The organism is Micrococcus sp. ACRRV, assembly GCF_022346985.1.
Taxonomy (GTDB): domain Bacteria; phylum Actinomycetota; class Actinomycetes; order Actinomycetales; family Micrococcaceae; genus Micrococcus; species Micrococcus porci.
Map to the genome: position 1 here is coordinate 24,563 of NZ_JAKRNH010000005.1, position 14,611 is coordinate 39,173.

Sequence of the window (14,611 nt, forward strand, 5' to 3'; positions counted from 1 at the left end):
CGGAGACCACTTAATCGAGGAAGACACCCATGGCTATCCGTAAGTACAAGCCGACCACCCCGGGCCTCCGCGGCTCGTCCGTGGCCGACTTCGCAGAGATCACCCGGTCCACGCCGGAGAAGTCCCTTCTCCGTCCGCTGCACAAGACCGGCGGCCGCAACAACACCGGCCGCATCACCACCCGCCACAAGGGCGGCGGTCACAAGCGCCAGTACCGTCTGATCGACTTCCGTCGTCACGACAAGGACGGCGTGCCCGCCACCGTCGCGCACATCGAGTACGACCCCAACCGCACCGCCCGCATCGCGCTCCTGCACTACGCGGACGGCGCCAAGCGCTACATCCTGGCCCCGGCCAAGCTGCAGCAGGGCGACGTGGTCGAGGCCGGCCCGAACGCCGACATCAAGCCCGGCAACAACCTGCCGCTGCGCAACATCCCCGTGGGCACCACGATCCACGCCGTGGAGCTGCGTCCCGGCGGCGGCGCCAAGATGGCCCGCTCCGCCGGTGCCTCCATCCAGCTGGTCGCCCGTGAGGGCAAGTACGCGCAGCTGCGCCTTCCCTCCGGCGAGATCCGCAACGTCGACGTGCGCTGCCGCGCCACCGTGGGCGAGGTCGGCAACGCCGAGCAGTCCAACATCAACTGGGGCAAGGCCGGCCGCATGCGCTGGAAGGGCGTCCGCCCGACCGTCCGCGGTGTCGTCATGAACCCCGTGGACCACCCCCACGGCGGTGGTGAGGGCAAGACCTCCGGTGGTCGCCACCCGGTCAACCCCAACGGCAAGCCTGAGGGCCGCACGCGCCGCCCGAACAAGGAAAGCGACAAGCTCATCGTGCGTCGCCGCCGCACCGGCAAGAACAAGCGATAAGGGAGCTGAGAAGACATGCCTCGCAGCCTGAAGAAGGGCCCCTTCGTCGACCAGCACCTGTACCTCAAGGTTCTGGCCGAGAACGAGAAGGGCAGCAAGAACGTCATCAAGACCTGGTCCCGCCGGTCGATGATCATCCCGGACATGCTGGGTCACACCATCGCCGTGCACGACGGGCGCAAGCACGTCCCGGTGTTCGTCACCGAGTCCATGGTGGGCCATAAGCTCGGCGAGTTCGCCCCCACCCGGACGTTCCGCGGCCACGTGAAGGACGACAAGAAGGGCAAGCGCCGCTGAGCCTGACGGCACAGCACGCTTGACCTTCGAGAGAATCGAAAGAGAGAAGCAATGGAAGCCAAGGCAATTGCGCGCCACCTGCGCGTGACGCCGATGAAGGCCCGGCGCGTCGTCGACCTGGTCCGTGGCAAGCAGGCCACCGAAGCACTGGCCATCCTGAAGTTCGCCCAGCAGGGCGCTTCGGAGCCGGTGTACAAGCTGGTGGCCTCCGCGGTGGCGAACGCCCGCGTCAAGGCCGACCGTGAGGGCGTCGCCTTCAACGAGGACGCCCTGTACATCACCGAGGCCTTCGTGGACGAGGGCCCGACCATGAAGCGGTTCCAGCCCCGTGCACAGGGCCGCGCCTACCGCATCAACAAGCGCACGAGCCACGTGACCGTGGTCGTCGCTTCCCAGGACGAGAAGGGTGGCAACTGACAATGGGTCAGAAGATCAACCCCAACGGGTTCCGCCTCGGCATCACCACGGATCACGTCTCGCACTGGTTCGCCGACTCCCACAAGGAGGGCCAGCGCTACGCGGACTTCCTCAAGGAGGACGTGAAGATCCGCGAGCTCATGACCGACGGCATGGAGCGCGCCGGCATCTCCAAGGTGGAGATCGAGCGCACCCGTGACCGCGTGCGCGTCGACATCCACACCGCCCGCCCGGGCATCGTGATCGGCCGCCGCGGCGCCGAGGCCGACCGCATCCGCGGCGAGCTCGAGAAGCTCACCGGCAAGCAGATCCAGCTGAACATCCTCGAGGTCAAGAACCCCGAGACCGATGCGCAGCTGGTGGCCCAGGGCGTCGCCGAGCAGCTCGCCTCCCGCGTGGCCTTCCGCCGCGCCATGAAGAAGGCCATCCAGTCGGCCATGCGTGCGGGCGCCCAGGGCATCCGCATCCAGTGCTCCGGCCGCCTGGGCGGCGCCGAGATGAGCCGTTCGGAGTTCTACCGCGAGGGCCGCGTGCCGCTGCACACCCTCCGCGCGAACATCGACTTCGGCAAGTTCGAGGCGAAGACCACCTACGGCCGCATCGGCGTGAAGGTGTGGATCTACAAGGGCGACCTCACCGCCAAGGAGCTCGCGGCCAAGGAGGCCGCGCAGCCCTCCGGCCGCGGCCGCGGCGGCGAGCGTCGTGGCCCCGGCGGCGGCGAGCGCCGTCGTCGCAATGACCGTGCCGAGCGCGCTCCCCGCCAGGAGAACGCCGGCGCCGGCGCCGAGCAGTCGGCCGCCGCTCCCGCTGAAGGAGGCAACGCCTGATGCTGATCCCTCGTCGCGTCAAGCACCGTAAGCAGCACCACCCCAAGCGCTCCGGCATGGCCAAGGGCGGCACCACCGTCACCTTCGGCGAGTGGGGCATCCAGGCGCTGAGCCCGGCCTATGTGACCAACCGTCAGATCGAGGCCGCGCGTATCGCCATGACCCGCTACATCAAGCGTGGCGGCAAGGTCTGGATCAACATCTACCCGGACCGCCCGCTGACCAAGAAGCCCGCCGAGACCCGCATGGGCTCCGGCAAGGGCTCGCCCGAGTGGTGGGTCTCCAACGTCAAGCCCGGCCGCGTGCTCTTCGAGCTCTCGGGTGTCTCGGAGGAGGTCGCCCGCGAGGCGCTCCGCCTGGCCATCCACAAGCTGCCGCTCAAGGCCCGAATCATCCGTCGAGAGGGTGGTGAGTGATCCCATGGCCATCGGTACCAAGGATCTGAACGTCGAGTCCCTGGACGGGATGGACAACGCCCGTCTGCTGGAGGCCCTGAAGTCCTCCAAGGAGGAGCTGTTCAACCTGCGCTTCCAGGCCGCCACCGGCCAGCTGGAGGACTCCAGCCGCCTGAAGGCCGTCAAGCGCGACATCGCGCGCATCTACACGATCCTGCGCGAGCGTGAGCTCGGCATCCGTGGTGATGTCGAGACGGCCGGCGCCGAGAAGAACGAGGAGGCTGCCAAGTGACCGAGCAGACCGCCGCTCCCGTCGAGGAGCGCAACTACCGCAAGTCGCTGCGCGGCGTCGTCGTCTCCGACAAGATGGACAAGACCATCGTCGTTGAGGTCGAGGACCGCAAGAAGCACGCCCTGTACGGCAAGGTGCTGAAGACCTCGAAGCGCGTCAAGGCGCACGACGAGGACAACACCGCCGGCGTCGGCGACCGCGTGCTCATCGTCGAGACGCGCCCGCTGTCCGCCGACAAGCACTTCCGCCTCGTCGAGATCGTCGAGCGCGCCAAGTGATCCCCGCCCGGGACTGACCCGGGCGTGATGTGGGGGCCGCTCCGTGCACTGGCACGGGGCGGCCTTCTGCGCTACCATTGGCTGTTCGTGCGCCCTTTGTTGGCAGGACCATCCATCCTGTGTGCCGAGGGAAGCGCACGACCGTCCCGGATCCGCCTCGGCCCTGCCCTGCGCGCCGATCCGCCCGGAGACCCCGCCGCTGTCTGAACATGCGGCGGAGGACTGCGCGGTGGAGGAGCACGCCCAGGGGGAGGGGTAAGCGTCCCCGGGATGACCGTTTCAACCGTTCCGCAAGGCTCGCCCGACTCGGGGGAGAACCGGCGCGACGCAAGGAGATACAAGTGATCCAGCAGGAGTCGCGGCTCAAGGTCGCCGACAACACCGGTGCGAAGGAGATCCTGACCATCCGTGTTCTCGGTGGTTCCGGACGCCGTTACGCAGGCATCGGCGACACCATCGTCGCCACCGTGAAGGACGCCATCCCCGGCGGCAACGTCAAGAAGGGCGACGTCGTCAAGGCCGTGGTGGTCCGCACCCGCAAGCAGTCCCGTCGCCCCGACGGCTCGTACATCCGCTTCGACGAGAACGCGGCCGTCATCCTCAAGAACGACGGCGAGCCCCGTGGCACGCGCATCTTCGGCCCGGTGGGCCGCGAGCTGCGCGACAAGAAGTTCATGAAGATCGTGTCGCTCGCCCCGGAGGTGATCTGACCTCATGGCCAAGATCAAGAAGGACGACCTCGTCCAGGTCCTCTCTGGCAAGGACAAGGGCAAGCAGGGCAAGGTCCTGCGCGTGTTCCCGGCTGACGAGCGCGTGCTCGTCGAGGGCGTGAACCGCGTGACCAAGCACCTGCGCGCCGGCCAGAACAACAACGGCTCCACCGAGGGCGGCCTGCAGGTCGTCGAGGCCCCGATCCACATCTCGAACGTGGCCGTGGTGGACCCCGAGACCAAGAAGCCGACCCGCGTGGGCTACCGCTTCGAGACCGTCGAGAAGAACGGCGAGCAGGTCACCGTCAAGGTGCGCTTCGCCAAGGCCTCGGGGAAGGAGCTGTGATGACCGAGGTGCAGCAGACCGAGAAGGTCACGCCCCGTCTGAAGACCAAGTACCGCGAGGAGATCCGCGCCTCGCTGCAGGAGCAGTTCGAGTACGCGAACGTCATGCAGGTGCCCGGCCTGGTGAAGGTCGTCGTCAACATGGGCGTCGGCGAGGCCGCGAAGGACTCGAAGATCATCGACGGCGCCATCGCGGACCTCACCGCGATCACCGGCCAGAAGCCGATGGTCACCAAGGCCCGCAAGTCCATCGCGCAGTTCAAGCTGCGCGAGGGCATGCCGATCGGCACCCACGCCACCCTCCGTGGCGACCGCATGTGGGAGTTCCTGGACCGCCTCGTCACGCTCGCGCTGCCGCGCATCCGTGACTTCCGCGGCCTGTCCGACCGCCAGTTCGACGGCAACGGCAACTACACCTTCGGCCTGTCCGAGCAGACCGTGTTCCACGAGATCGATCAGGACAAGATCGATCGCGTGCGCGGCATGGACATCACCGTGGTGACGACCGCCAAGAACGACGACGAGGGCCGCGCGCTGCTGAAGGCGCTGGGCTTCCCGTTCAAGACCGACAAGTAAGACCTCCACGCCACAGGTCCCCCACCGGTGAACCGGTGCGGGAAACCACGGCGAGAAAGGGCGGAAGCCCACATGACCATGACCGATCCCGTCGCAGACATGCTCACCCGTCTGCGCAACGCAAACTCGGCCTACCACGACACCGTGTCCATGCCCTCCTCGAAGCTCAAGGTCCGCGTGGCCGAGATCCTGAAGGCCGAGGGCTACATCCAGGACTGGCGTGAAGAGGAGGCCGAGGTCGGCAAGAAGCTGACCATCGACCTCAAGTTCGGCCCGCAGCGTGAGCGCGCGATCGCCGGCCTGCGCCGCATCTCCAAGCCGGGCCTGCGCGTGTACGCGAAGTCCACGAACCTGCCCCACGTGCTGGGCGGCCTCGGCATCGCCATCCTGTCCACCTCCTCCGGTCTGCTCACGGACCGTCAGGCGTCCCAGAAGGGCGTGGGCGGAGAAGTCCTCGCCTACGTCTGGTGACGGACGAGACAGAAGAAAGGCTGAACTGACATGTCGCGAATCGGACGTCTCCCGATCACCGTTCCCAGCGGCGTCGATGTGACCATCGACGGCGCCCGCATCTCCGTGAAGGGCCCCAAGGGCCAGCTGGAGCACACGCTCCCGTCCCCCATCACGGCCACCCTCGAGGAGGGCCAGGTCATCGTGGCCCGCCCCGACGACGAGCGTGAGTCCCGCTCCCTGCACGGCCTGTCCCGCACCCTGATCAACAACATGGTGCTGGGCGTGACCGAGGGCTTCACCAAGGCCCTCGAGGTCGTCGGCACCGGCTACCGCGTGCAGGCCAAGGGCCAGGACCTCGAGTTCGCCCTGGGCTACTCCCATCCCGTGCCGGTGAAGTGCCCCGAGGGCATCTCCTTCACCGTCGAGGGCAACAAGGTCACCGTGGCCGGTATCGACAAGCAGAAGGTCGGCGAGACCGCCGCCAACATCCGCAAGCTGCGCAAGCCCGACCCGTACAAGGGCAAGGGCGTGCGCTACGCGGGCGAGCAGATCCGCCGCAAGGCCGGAAAGGCAGGTAAGTGATGTCCACGCTCAAGGTGAAGGGCAAGGGCAAGTTCAACGCCCGCACCCGCCGCCACCTCCGGGTGCGCAAGCGGATCTCCGGCACCGCCGTCCGTCCCCGTCTGGTCGTCAACCGCTCTGCACGCCACATGTTCGTGCAGGTCGTGGACGACACCCAGAGCCGCACGCTGGCGTACGCCTCCACCATGGAGGCCGACGTGCGCGCGTTCGACGGTGACAAGACCGCCAAGGCCAAGCGCGTGGGCGAGCTCGTCGCCGAGCGCGCGAAGGCCGCCGGCATCGAGGCCGTCGTGTTCGACCGCGGCGGCAACAAGTACCACGGTCGCGTCGCGGCCGTGGCCGACGGCGCCCGCGAGGGAGGGCTGCAGCTGTGACCGAGACCAACGATCAGAAGGACACCCAGGTGAGCGAGACCACCGAGACCACCGTGTCCGAGACCTCCGCGGGCTCGGCCGGCCAGTCCACCGAGCGCTCCGGCGGCCGTGGCGGTCGCGACGGCGGCCGTGGCGGCCGTGACGGGGATCGTCGTGGCGGCCGCCGCGACGACCGCAACCGTCGTGGCGCCCAGGAGGACGAGAAGGACGCGTTCCTCGAGCGCGTCGTCGCGATCAACCGCGTCTCCAAGGTCGTCAAGGGCGGCCGCCGCTTCTCCTTCACCGCCCTCGTGGTGGTGGGTGACGGCGACGGCACCGTCGGCGTCGGCTACGGCAAGGCCAAGGAGGTGCCCGCCGCGATCCAGAAGGCCGTGGAGGAGGCCAAGAAGTCCTTCTTCCGCGTGCCGCGCGTCGGCTCCACCATCCCGCACCTCGTGCAGGGTGAGGACGCCGCCGGCGTCGTGCTCCTGCGTCCGGCCTCCCCGGGTACCGGCGTGATCGCCGGCGGTCCGGTGCGCGCCGTCCTCGAGTGCGCCGGCATCCACGACGTGCTGTCCAAGTCCATGGGGTCCGCCAACGCGATCAACATCGTGCGCGGCACCGTGGACGCCCTGAAGCGTCTGGAGGAGCCCCAGGCCGTTGCCGCCCGCCGTGGCAAGGCCCTGGACGAGGTCGCCCCTCATGCGATGCTTCGTACGATGGAGAACGATCGCGCCTCCAAGGGCGCTCAGAAGGCAGGTGTGTGAGCCGTGCTGCAGACCACCCGTAAGAACATCCAGCCCTCGGACGCCACCCTGGTCATCACCCAGACCCGCGGCGTGACGGGGACCAAGCAGAACCAGCGCGACACCCTGCGCTCGCTCGGCCTCAAGCGGATCGGCCACCAGGTCACCCGCAAGGCCGACGCGGCGACCGTGGGCATGGTCAACACCGTGCCGCACCTGGTGTCCGTGGAGGAGGTCAACCATGGCTGAGAACGACGCCATCAAGGTCCACGACCTGCGTCCGGCCCCCGGTGCCAAGACCGCCAAGACCCGTGTGGGTCGCGGTGAGGGCTCCAAGGGCAAGACCGCCGGTCGCGGCACCAAGGGCACCAAGGCGCGCTACCAGGTGCGTGCCGGCTTCGAGGGCGGCCAGCTTCCGCTGCAGATGCGTCTGCCGAAGCTGCGCGGCTTCAAGAACCCGTTCCGCACGGAGTACCAGGTCGTGAACCTGGACAAGCTCTCCGAGATGTTCCCGGAGGGCGGCGAGGTGACCGTGGAGACCCTGGTGTCCAAGGGCCTCGTGCGCAAGAACCAGCCCGTGAAGGTGCTGGGCACCGGCGAGATCACCTCCGCCGTGCAGGTGAAGGCCGACGCCTTCTCCGCCTCTGCGATCGAGAAGATCAAGGCCGCCGGCGGCTCCGCCGAGACCGTCTGATCGACTGATCGACACCACAGGGCCCCTGGCCCGGGCGAACGCCCGGACCAGGGGCCCTGGTGCGTGTGTGTAGACTCCGATGGCGGTCCCGTCTGCGCGGGGCCGTGTGCGTCGGCGTCCCCCGTGGGGGTGCCGCGCCTCGTCGACACCCTGCAGGAGGACATGTGTTCAAGGCCATCGCCCGGATCGTCCGGACGCAGGACCTGCGGCGGAAGATCCTCTTCACGCTGGCGCTGGTGGCCGTGTACCGCCTCGGCGCGTTCATCCCGGCGCCCGGCGTGGACTACGCCGCTGTCCGCCAGTGCCTGGCGGCGGGCTCCGCCCAGGGCGGGCTGTACTCGTTCGTGAACATGTTCTCCGGCGGTGCCCTGCTGCAGGTGTCGATCTTCGCGCTGGGGATCATGCCCTACATCACGGCGTCGATCATCGTGCAGCTGTTGCGCGTGGTGATCCCGCGCTTCGAGCAGCTCCACCAGGAGGGCCCGCAGGGGCAGGCCACCCTCACGCAGTACACGCGCTACCTCACCATCGCCCTGGCCGTGCTCCAGGGCACGACGATGGCCTCCCTCGCGCGCACCGGCGCCCTGCTGGGGTGCCGGGTCCCGCTGCTGCACGATCAGTCGATCGCCACGGTCCTGCTCGTCGTCGTCGTGCTCACCACCGGCTGCGTGATCGTCATGTGGCTGGGCGAGCGCATCACGGAGAACGGCATCGGCAACGGCATGTCCCTGCTGATCTTCGCGTCGATCGCCGCGGGCTTCCCGGCCGGCATCGGCCAGGTGCTCCAGACCCAGGGCTGGCGCACGTTCGCGATCGTCATGGTGGTGGGCCTGCTGACCATGCTGGCCGTCGTGTTCGTGGAGGAGTCCCAGCGGCGGATCCCGGTGCAGTACGCCAAGCGGCAGATCGGCACCCGCACCGTGGGCGGCACCAGCACCTTCATCCCGATCAAGGTGAACATGGCCAACGTGATCCCCGTGATCTTCGCGTCCTCGGTGCTGATGCTCCCGGGCATCCTCGCGCAGTTCAACACCCCGCAGGACGGGTCCGCCCCGCCCGCGTGGGTCTCCTTCCTGAGCACGTACTTCGTGGGCGGCGACCACCCGCTCTACATGGCCCTGTACCTGCTGATGATCATCGGCTTCACGTACTTCTACGTGTCGATCACCTTCAACCCGCAGGAGATCTCCGACAACATGAAGCGCTACGGCGGCTTCATCCCGGGCGTCCGCGCCGGGCGTCCCACGGAGCGCTACCTGCAGTACGTCATCAGCCGCATCACTCTCCCCGGCGCCCTCTATCTGGGTATCGTGGCCATGATCCCGCTGATCGCGTTCGTGCTGATCGGCGCGAACCAGAACTTCCCGTTCGGCGGCACCTCCATCCTGATCATGGTGGGCGTGGGCCTCCAGACGGTGAAGCAGATCAGCGCCCAGATGGAGCAGCGCCACTACGAGGGCCTGCTCCGCTGAGCGTCCGTCCGTTCGACAGTGAGGAACACACGATGACCCGCATGCTGCTGATGGGCCCCCCCGGCTCGGGCAAGGGAACCCAGGCCACCCGCATCGCCGACAAGCTGGGGATCGTCGCCGTCTCGACGGGCGACATCTTCCGCCACAACGTCAAGAACATGACGGAGCTCGGCCAGGAGGCCAAGCGCTACATGGACGCCGGCGACTTCGTCCCGGACGAGGTGACCAACCGCATGGTCGCCGACCGGCTCTCCCAGTCCGACGCCGAGACCGGCTTCCTCCTCGACGGCTACCCGCGCACCGCGGGTCAGGTCGAGGCGCTCGACGCCATGCTGAAGGACGCGGGCCAGGCGCTGTCCGCCGTCGTCGAGCTCGAGGTGCCGGACGCCGAGCTCGTGGCGCGCCTGCTCAAGCGCGCCGAGATCGAGGGCCGCGCCGATGACACCGAGGAGGTCATCCAGCACCGCCTGGACCTGTACCACCGCGAGACCGAGTCCGTGATCGAGTCCTACGCGGACCGCGGCATCGTCGCCCGCGTGGACGGCACCGGCCAGATCGACGACGTCACGGAGCGCGTGCTGCAGTCGGTGTACTCCGTTCGCGCCGCGACCGGCACCCTGCCGATCATCACCCCGGACACCCAGGCCTGACGGGCGTGTTCTCCCGCCGCTCCATCGAGCTCAAGACCACCCCCCAGCTGCAGACCATGCAGCGCGCGGGGGTGGTCCTGTCCGAGGCCCTGGACGCCGCCGTCGCGGCCGCGGCCCCCGGGGTGACCACCGCCGAGGTCGACGCCGTCTTCGCGGACGTGCTGGCGCAGCACGGGGCCACGTCCAACTTCCTGGGCTACTACGGGTATCCGGCCACGGTCTGCGCGTCCGTCAACGAGGAGGTCGTCCACGGCATCCCCGGGGAGCGGGTGCTGCAGCAGGGCGACGTGCTGAAGATCGATGGCGGGGCCATCGTCGACGGGTGGCACTCGGACTCGGCCCGAACCCTCATCCTGGGCTCGTCTGAGGCGGGCACCGCGGACCCGGAGGACGAGCGACTCTCCGAGATCACCCGGCAGGCGCTCTGGGTCGGCATCGCCGCGTTCGCGCAGGCCCGCCACGTGGGAGAGATCGGCGACGCCGTCGACGACTTCGTGACCTCCCAGCCGGGTGCGCCGCTCGGCATCCTCGAGGACTACGTGGGCCACGGCATCGGCTCCGCCATGCATCTGGCGCCCGACGTGTTCAACTACCGCACCGGCCACCGCGGCCCGAAGGTGCAGCACGGCATGGCGCTGGCCATCGAGCCGATGCTCGTGCGCGGCGGCATCGAGACCCGCACCCTTGAGGACGAGTGGACCGTGGTGACCACGGACGGCGCCCGCGCCAGCCAGTGGGAGCACACCGTCTGCCGGCACCCCGGCGGCGTGTGGGTGCTCACCGCGCCCGACGGCGGCGCCGCGGAGCTCGCGGCCCACGGCGTCGTGCCGGTGCCCCCGGGGGAGTGACCCCGGCCCTCCCTCTGCGGGGGCCAGGACGGGCCGGGTGGTCGACCGCCCGGCCCGTCGTCGTCGGCGTTGCCCGGGCCGGGCTCTGTGGGGTATCATCGAATGTTGGCCGTGCCTAGGCGCATGCGCGTGAGGCGCGGTCAGACCCGTTCCCGTCATGCGATACGCCTCCGCGCGCCGCATGGCACGACGATTGTGGAGGACATGGCTAAGAAGGAAGGTGTCATCGAGGTCGAGGGCACGGTCACCGAGGCATTGCCGAACGCGATGTTCCGTGTGCGCCTGCAGAACGAGCACGTCGTGCTCGCGACGATCTCCGGAAAGATGCGTCAGCACTACATCCGCATCCTCCCCGAGGACCGCGTGGTGGTGGAGCTTAGCCCCTACGACCTCAACCGAGGCCGCATCGTCTACCGCTACAAGTAAGAATCATCCGTCCGAAGCGAACGCAGGAGGAAGAGCCGTGAAGGTTCAGCCGAGCGTGAAGCGGATTTGCGACAAGTGCCAGGTCGTGCGCCGTAAGGGCCGCGTGCTGGTGATCTGCGAGAACCCGCGCCACAAGCAGCGCCAGGGCTGATCGCGTCCCCGGGAGCCCGGGGGCCGACGCCGTGCGTTGACCACACCCATCACCGGCCACACGGCCGAACATCAAGGACAACGCGCCTGCGGGCGCGTGACCTCCGGTCGCAGGGGCCGGAGACCGATGACGGCACGTCGCCGCCGCGGAGCACCACCGGAACTTCCCCGGTGCCGCGGTCGGGGCGCGCGAGGCCCGAGGGCCGCGTCAGACGGGGCGTCCCTGGTGCAGACCCCTGTTGCAGAAGGAATCAGGAGGACGGCCCATGGCTCGTCTTGCAGGCGTTGACATTCCGCGCGAGAAGCGCGTGATCATCGCACTCACCTACATCTACGGTGTGGGGAAGACCCGCGCTGAGGAGACCCTGGCGGCGACCGGCATCGACCGGGACATCCGCGTGAAGGACCTCACCGACGATCAGCTGGTGCAGCTGCGCGACCACATCGAGGGCAGCTACAAGGTGGAGGGCGACCTCCGCCGCGAGGTCGCCGCCGACATCCGCCGCAAGGTGGAGATCGGCTCCTACGAGGGCCTGCGCCACCGCCGCGGCCTGCCGGTGCGCGGCCAGCGCACGAAGACCAACGCCCGTACCCGCAAGGGCCCGAAGAAGACGGTCGCCGGCAAGAAGAAGTGACCCGTCCCCGCGCTGAGCCCGGCCCACGCCGGAGGCCGCGCGGGACCCGTCGCTTCCACCACCAGCTTTCCCGGAGGAGAATCACATGCCCCCCAAGACCCGTTCTGCGGTCCGCAAGCCGCGTCGCAAGGACAAGAAGAACATCACCGTGGGTCAGGCCCACATCAAGAGCACCTTCAACAACACCATCGTGTCCATCACGGACACCACCGGTGCCGTCATCTCCTGGGCCTCGTCCGGCGAGGTGGGCTTCAAGGGCTCGCGCAAGTCGACCCCCTACGCCGCCCAGATGGCCGCCGAGCAGGCCGCCAAGCGCGCCCAGGAGCACGGCATGAAGAAGGTCGACGTCTTCGTGAAGGGCCCGGGCTCGGGCCGCGAGACCGCGATCCGCTCGCTGCAGGCCGCCGGCCTCGAGGTGGGGTCCATCCAGGACGTCACCCCGCAGGCGCACAACGGCGCCCGTCCGGCCAAGCGCCGCCGCGTCTGATCTGAGCACTGTGCCCGTGCCCTCCCGACCGGGAGGGCACGGGCAGGTCGTCCGTCGACCCCCATCCCGTCCTCGTTTCCACCCCCCGCGTGCGTCATATGGCGGACGCTCGCCGAAAGGAAATGTCCGTGCTCATTGCACAGCGCCCCACGCTGACCGAAGAGGTCGTGTCCGACCATCGCTCCCGGTTCGTCATCGAGCCCCTCGAGCCCGGCTTCGGCTACACCCTCGGCAACTCCCTGCGCCGCACTCTGCTGTCCTCCATCCCCGGTGCTGCCGTGACCAGCATCCGCGTGGACGGTGTGCTGCACGAGTTCAGCACCGTCAACGGCGTGAAGGAGGATGTCACCGAGATCATCCTCAACATCAAGAAGCTCTCCGTCTCCTCGGAGAACGACGAGCCCGTCGTCGCCTACCTGCGCAAGCAGGGCTCCGGCGTCGTCACCGCCGCGGACATCACGGCGCCGGCCGGCGTCGAGATCCACAACCCGGACCTGCACATCGCGACGCTGAACGCGAAGGGCAAGTTCGACATGGAGCTGACCGTCGAGCGCGGTCGCGGCTACGTCACCGCCGCGCAGAACAAGTCCGCGGACCAGGAGATCGGCCGCATCCCGGTCGACTCCATCTACTCGCCGGTGCTGAAGGTGACGTTCAAGGTCGAGGCGACCCGCGTCGAGCAGCGGACCGACTTCGACCGCCTGATCCTGGACGTGGAGACCCAGGAGTCGATGCTCCCGCGCGACGCCGTGGCCTCCGCAGGCTCCACCCTGGTGGAGCTCTTCGGCCTGGCCAAGGGCCTGAACGTCGAGGCCGAGGGCATCGACCTGGGCGAGGCCCCCGCCGAGGCGGACGGGTCCGCCGACCTGGCGCAGCCGATCGAGGACCTCGAGCTCACCGTGCGCTCGTACAACTGCCTCAAGCGCGAGGGCATCCACACCGTGGGCGAGCTCGTCGCGCGCTCCGAGGCCGACCTGATGGACATCCGCAACTTCGGCGCGAAGTCCATCGACGAGGTCAAGGAGAAGCTGTACGAGCTCGGCCTGTCCCTCAAGGACTCGCCGGCCGGCTTCGACCCGCAGGCGCACGCGAGCCAGGACGACGACCCGTTCTCGGACTTCTGAGCCGTACGCACCACTGACATCTTCGACCCGCCGCCGCAGCCGGCGGAGGGTCCCACCCGAGGAGTTACACCATGCCTACCCCCACCAAGGGTCCGCGCCTGGGCGGCAGCCCGGCCCACGAGCGCATCATGCTGGCCAACATGTCGGCCCAGCTGTTCGAGCACAAGTCGATTACGACCACGCTCACCCGCGCCAAGCGCCTGCGTCCCCACGCCGAGCGCCTGATCACCATCGCGAAGAAGGGCGACCTGCCCGCGCGTCGCAAGGTGCAGGGCATCATCGCGGCGAAGTCCCGCACGAACAAGTCGATCGTGCACGAGCTGTTCACCGTGATCGCCCCCGCCATGGCCGAGCGCAACGGCGGGTACACCCGCATCACCAAGATCGGCAACCGTCAGGGCGACAACGCGCCGATGGCTGTGATCGAGCTCGTCATGGAGCCCGTCTCCGGCAAGCAGGCCGTCGTCCGGGAGGCCGAGCAGGCCGCCGCCTCCGCTCCGGCCGCCGCGCCCGTCGAGGAGACCCCGGTCGAGGTCGTCGACCCGGCCGCCACCGAGGAGGTCACCGTCGCCGAGTCGGAGGAGACCGCCGTGGAGATCGACGGCGCCGTCGCCACCACCGAGGACGGCTCGGCCCCCGAGGGCGCGACCATCAAGGGCAACGCCAGCTCGAAGAAGTACCACGTGCCCGGCTCGCGCTGGTACGACCAGACCACCGCCGAGGTCTGGTTCTCCACCGTCGAGGAGGCCAAGGCGGCGGGCTTCGAGCCCGCCGGCGGCGAGGCCGCCCAGAAGATGGCCTGAGCAGGCTCCGGCGCCTCCGGGCGCCGGGACCCGCCGACGGTCGTCGGCACCGCACGAGCGGGCCGTCACCCCACGGGGTGGCGGCCCGCTCGCATGCGTCCGGGCCCCGTTCGACGGCCGGCCCAGCGCCTAGCATGGTCGGCATGCCCGACGACGCCCTCCCCGCCGCCCCCGTGGAACCC

At 68.9% G+C, this 14,611-nt stretch carries 25 protein-coding genes; all 25 read left to right on the top strand.

Annotation, left to right across the window (positions count from 1 at the left end; translation table 11 throughout):
- Nucleotides 1–29 precede the first annotated feature (29 nt).
- Nucleotides 30–869: a 50S ribosomal protein L2 gene (gene rplB / locus MHY29_RS01270; RefSeq protein WP_224356579.1), complete on the top strand. Its 840-nt coding sequence runs from the start codon at nucleotides 30–32 to the stop codon at nucleotides 867–869.
- A gap of 15 nt (nucleotides 870–884) precedes the next feature.
- Nucleotides 885–1,166 carry a 30S ribosomal protein S19 gene (gene rpsS / locus MHY29_RS01275; RefSeq protein ID WP_010080387.1) on the top strand — a complete coding sequence of 94 codons (282 nt, stop codon included), beginning with the start codon at nucleotides 885–887 and terminating at the stop codon, nucleotides 1,164–1,166.
- 51 nt (nucleotides 1,167–1,217) lie between these two features.
- Nucleotides 1,218–1,583: a 50S ribosomal protein L22 gene (gene rplV / locus MHY29_RS01280; protein ID WP_224356580.1), complete on the top strand. Its 366-nt coding sequence runs from the start codon at nucleotides 1,218–1,220 to the stop codon at nucleotides 1,581–1,583.
- A gap of 2 nt (nucleotides 1,584–1,585) precedes the next feature.
- A complete protein-coding gene (rpsC, locus tag MHY29_RS01285; protein ID WP_224356581.1) occupies nucleotides 1,586–2,410 on the top strand; it encodes a 30S ribosomal protein S3 in 825 nt (274 codons plus the stop codon).
- A complete protein-coding gene (gene rplP / locus MHY29_RS01290; protein WP_239237996.1) occupies nucleotides 2,410–2,826 on the top strand; it encodes a 50S ribosomal protein L16 in 417 nt (138 codons plus the stop codon). The genes rpsC and rplP overlap by 1 nt, the downstream gene beginning before the upstream one ends.
- Before the next feature lie 4 nt (nucleotides 2,827–2,830).
- On the top strand, nucleotides 2,831–3,097 hold the full coding sequence (gene rpmC, locus MHY29_RS01295) for a 50S ribosomal protein L29 (protein ID WP_239237997.1): 267 nt from the start codon (nucleotides 2,831–2,833) through the stop codon (nucleotides 3,095–3,097).
- A complete protein-coding gene (gene rpsQ / locus MHY29_RS01300; protein ID WP_370643419.1) occupies nucleotides 3,094–3,375 on the top strand; it encodes a 30S ribosomal protein S17 in 282 nt (93 codons plus the stop codon). The genes rpmC and rpsQ overlap by 4 nt, the downstream gene beginning before the upstream one ends.
- Nucleotides 3,376–3,716: 341 nt before the next feature.
- A complete protein-coding gene (gene rplN / locus MHY29_RS01305; protein ID WP_224356584.1) occupies nucleotides 3,717–4,085 on the top strand; it encodes a 50S ribosomal protein L14 in 369 nt (122 codons plus the stop codon).
- Nucleotides 4,086–4,089: 4 nt separating this feature from the next.
- Nucleotides 4,090–4,431: a 50S ribosomal protein L24 gene (gene rplX / locus MHY29_RS01310; RefSeq protein WP_224356585.1), complete on the top strand. Its 342-nt coding sequence runs from the start codon at nucleotides 4,090–4,092 to the stop codon at nucleotides 4,429–4,431.
- Nucleotides 4,431–5,006: a 50S ribosomal protein L5 gene (rplE, locus tag MHY29_RS01315; protein ID WP_224356586.1), complete on the top strand. Its 576-nt coding sequence runs from the start codon at nucleotides 4,431–4,433 to the stop codon at nucleotides 5,004–5,006. The genes rplX and rplE overlap by 1 nt, the downstream gene beginning before the upstream one ends.
- Before the next feature lie 72 nt (nucleotides 5,007–5,078).
- Entirely contained in the window at nucleotides 5,079–5,477 is a 399-nt protein-coding gene (gene rpsH / locus MHY29_RS01320) for a 30S ribosomal protein S8 (RefSeq protein WP_224356587.1), read from the top strand.
- A 30-nt stretch (nucleotides 5,478–5,507) separates the two neighbouring features.
- Entirely contained in the window at nucleotides 5,508–6,041 is a 534-nt protein-coding gene (gene rplF / locus MHY29_RS01325) for a 50S ribosomal protein L6 (protein WP_224356588.1), read from the top strand.
- Complete coding sequence (gene rplR, locus MHY29_RS01330) at nucleotides 6,041–6,415, top strand: 50S ribosomal protein L18 (RefSeq protein ID WP_224356589.1); 375 nt, start codon at nucleotides 6,041–6,043, stop codon at nucleotides 6,413–6,415. Before rplF ends, rplR begins: the two co-directional genes overlap by 1 nt.
- Complete coding sequence (gene rpsE / locus MHY29_RS01335) at nucleotides 6,412–7,161, top strand: 30S ribosomal protein S5 (protein ID WP_224356590.1); 750 nt, start codon at nucleotides 6,412–6,414, stop codon at nucleotides 7,159–7,161. Before rplR ends, rpsE begins: the two co-directional genes overlap by 4 nt.
- A gap of 3 nt (nucleotides 7,162–7,164) precedes the next feature.
- On the top strand, nucleotides 7,165–7,389 hold the full coding sequence (gene rpmD / locus MHY29_RS01340; protein WP_224356591.1) for a 50S ribosomal protein L30: 225 nt from the start codon (nucleotides 7,165–7,167) through the stop codon (nucleotides 7,387–7,389).
- Entirely contained in the window at nucleotides 7,382–7,834 is a 453-nt protein-coding gene (gene rplO / locus MHY29_RS01345; protein ID WP_239237998.1) for a 50S ribosomal protein L15, read from the top strand. Before rpmD ends, rplO begins: the two co-directional genes overlap by 8 nt.
- A gap of 164 nt (nucleotides 7,835–7,998) precedes the next feature.
- Nucleotides 7,999–9,306 carry a preprotein translocase subunit SecY gene (gene secY / locus MHY29_RS01350; RefSeq protein WP_224356593.1) on the top strand — a complete coding sequence of 436 codons (1,308 nt, stop codon included), beginning with the start codon at nucleotides 7,999–8,001 and terminating at the stop codon, nucleotides 9,304–9,306.
- Between the two features lie 32 nt (nucleotides 9,307–9,338).
- The gene (locus MHY29_RS01355) at nucleotides 9,339–9,956 is read left to right on the top strand and encodes an adenylate kinase (protein WP_239237999.1); all 618 of its coding nucleotides are present in this window, start codon (nucleotides 9,339–9,341) and stop codon (nucleotides 9,954–9,956) included.
- A 5-nt stretch (nucleotides 9,957–9,961) separates the two neighbouring features.
- Nucleotides 9,962–10,804 carry a type I methionyl aminopeptidase gene (map, locus tag MHY29_RS01360; RefSeq protein WP_224356595.1) on the top strand — a complete coding sequence of 281 codons (843 nt, stop codon included), beginning with the start codon at nucleotides 9,962–9,964 and terminating at the stop codon, nucleotides 10,802–10,804.
- Nucleotides 10,805–11,008: 204 nt separating this feature from the next.
- The gene (gene infA / locus MHY29_RS01365; RefSeq protein ID WP_224356596.1) at nucleotides 11,009–11,230 is read left to right on the top strand and encodes a translation initiation factor IF-1; all 222 of its coding nucleotides are present in this window, start codon (nucleotides 11,009–11,011) and stop codon (nucleotides 11,228–11,230) included.
- A 37-nt stretch (nucleotides 11,231–11,267) separates the two neighbouring features.
- Entirely contained in the window at nucleotides 11,268–11,381 is a 114-nt protein-coding gene (rpmJ, locus tag MHY29_RS01370; RefSeq protein WP_010145295.1) for a 50S ribosomal protein L36, read from the top strand.
- Between the two features lie 265 nt (nucleotides 11,382–11,646).
- The gene (gene rpsM / locus MHY29_RS01375) at nucleotides 11,647–12,015 is read left to right on the top strand and encodes a 30S ribosomal protein S13 (protein ID WP_224356597.1); all 369 of its coding nucleotides are present in this window, start codon (nucleotides 11,647–11,649) and stop codon (nucleotides 12,013–12,015) included.
- 85 nt (nucleotides 12,016–12,100) lie between these two features.
- A complete protein-coding gene (gene rpsK / locus MHY29_RS01380) occupies nucleotides 12,101–12,502 on the top strand; it encodes a 30S ribosomal protein S11 (RefSeq protein WP_135028737.1) in 402 nt (133 codons plus the stop codon).
- 128 nt (nucleotides 12,503–12,630) lie between these two features.
- Complete coding sequence (locus MHY29_RS01385) at nucleotides 12,631–13,626, top strand: DNA-directed RNA polymerase subunit alpha (RefSeq protein ID WP_239238000.1); 996 nt, start codon at nucleotides 12,631–12,633, stop codon at nucleotides 13,624–13,626.
- Between the two features lie 71 nt (nucleotides 13,627–13,697).
- A complete protein-coding gene (rplQ, locus tag MHY29_RS01390; protein WP_239238001.1) occupies nucleotides 13,698–14,429 on the top strand; it encodes a 50S ribosomal protein L17 in 732 nt (243 codons plus the stop codon).
- Nucleotides 14,430–14,611 lie beyond the last annotated feature (182 nt).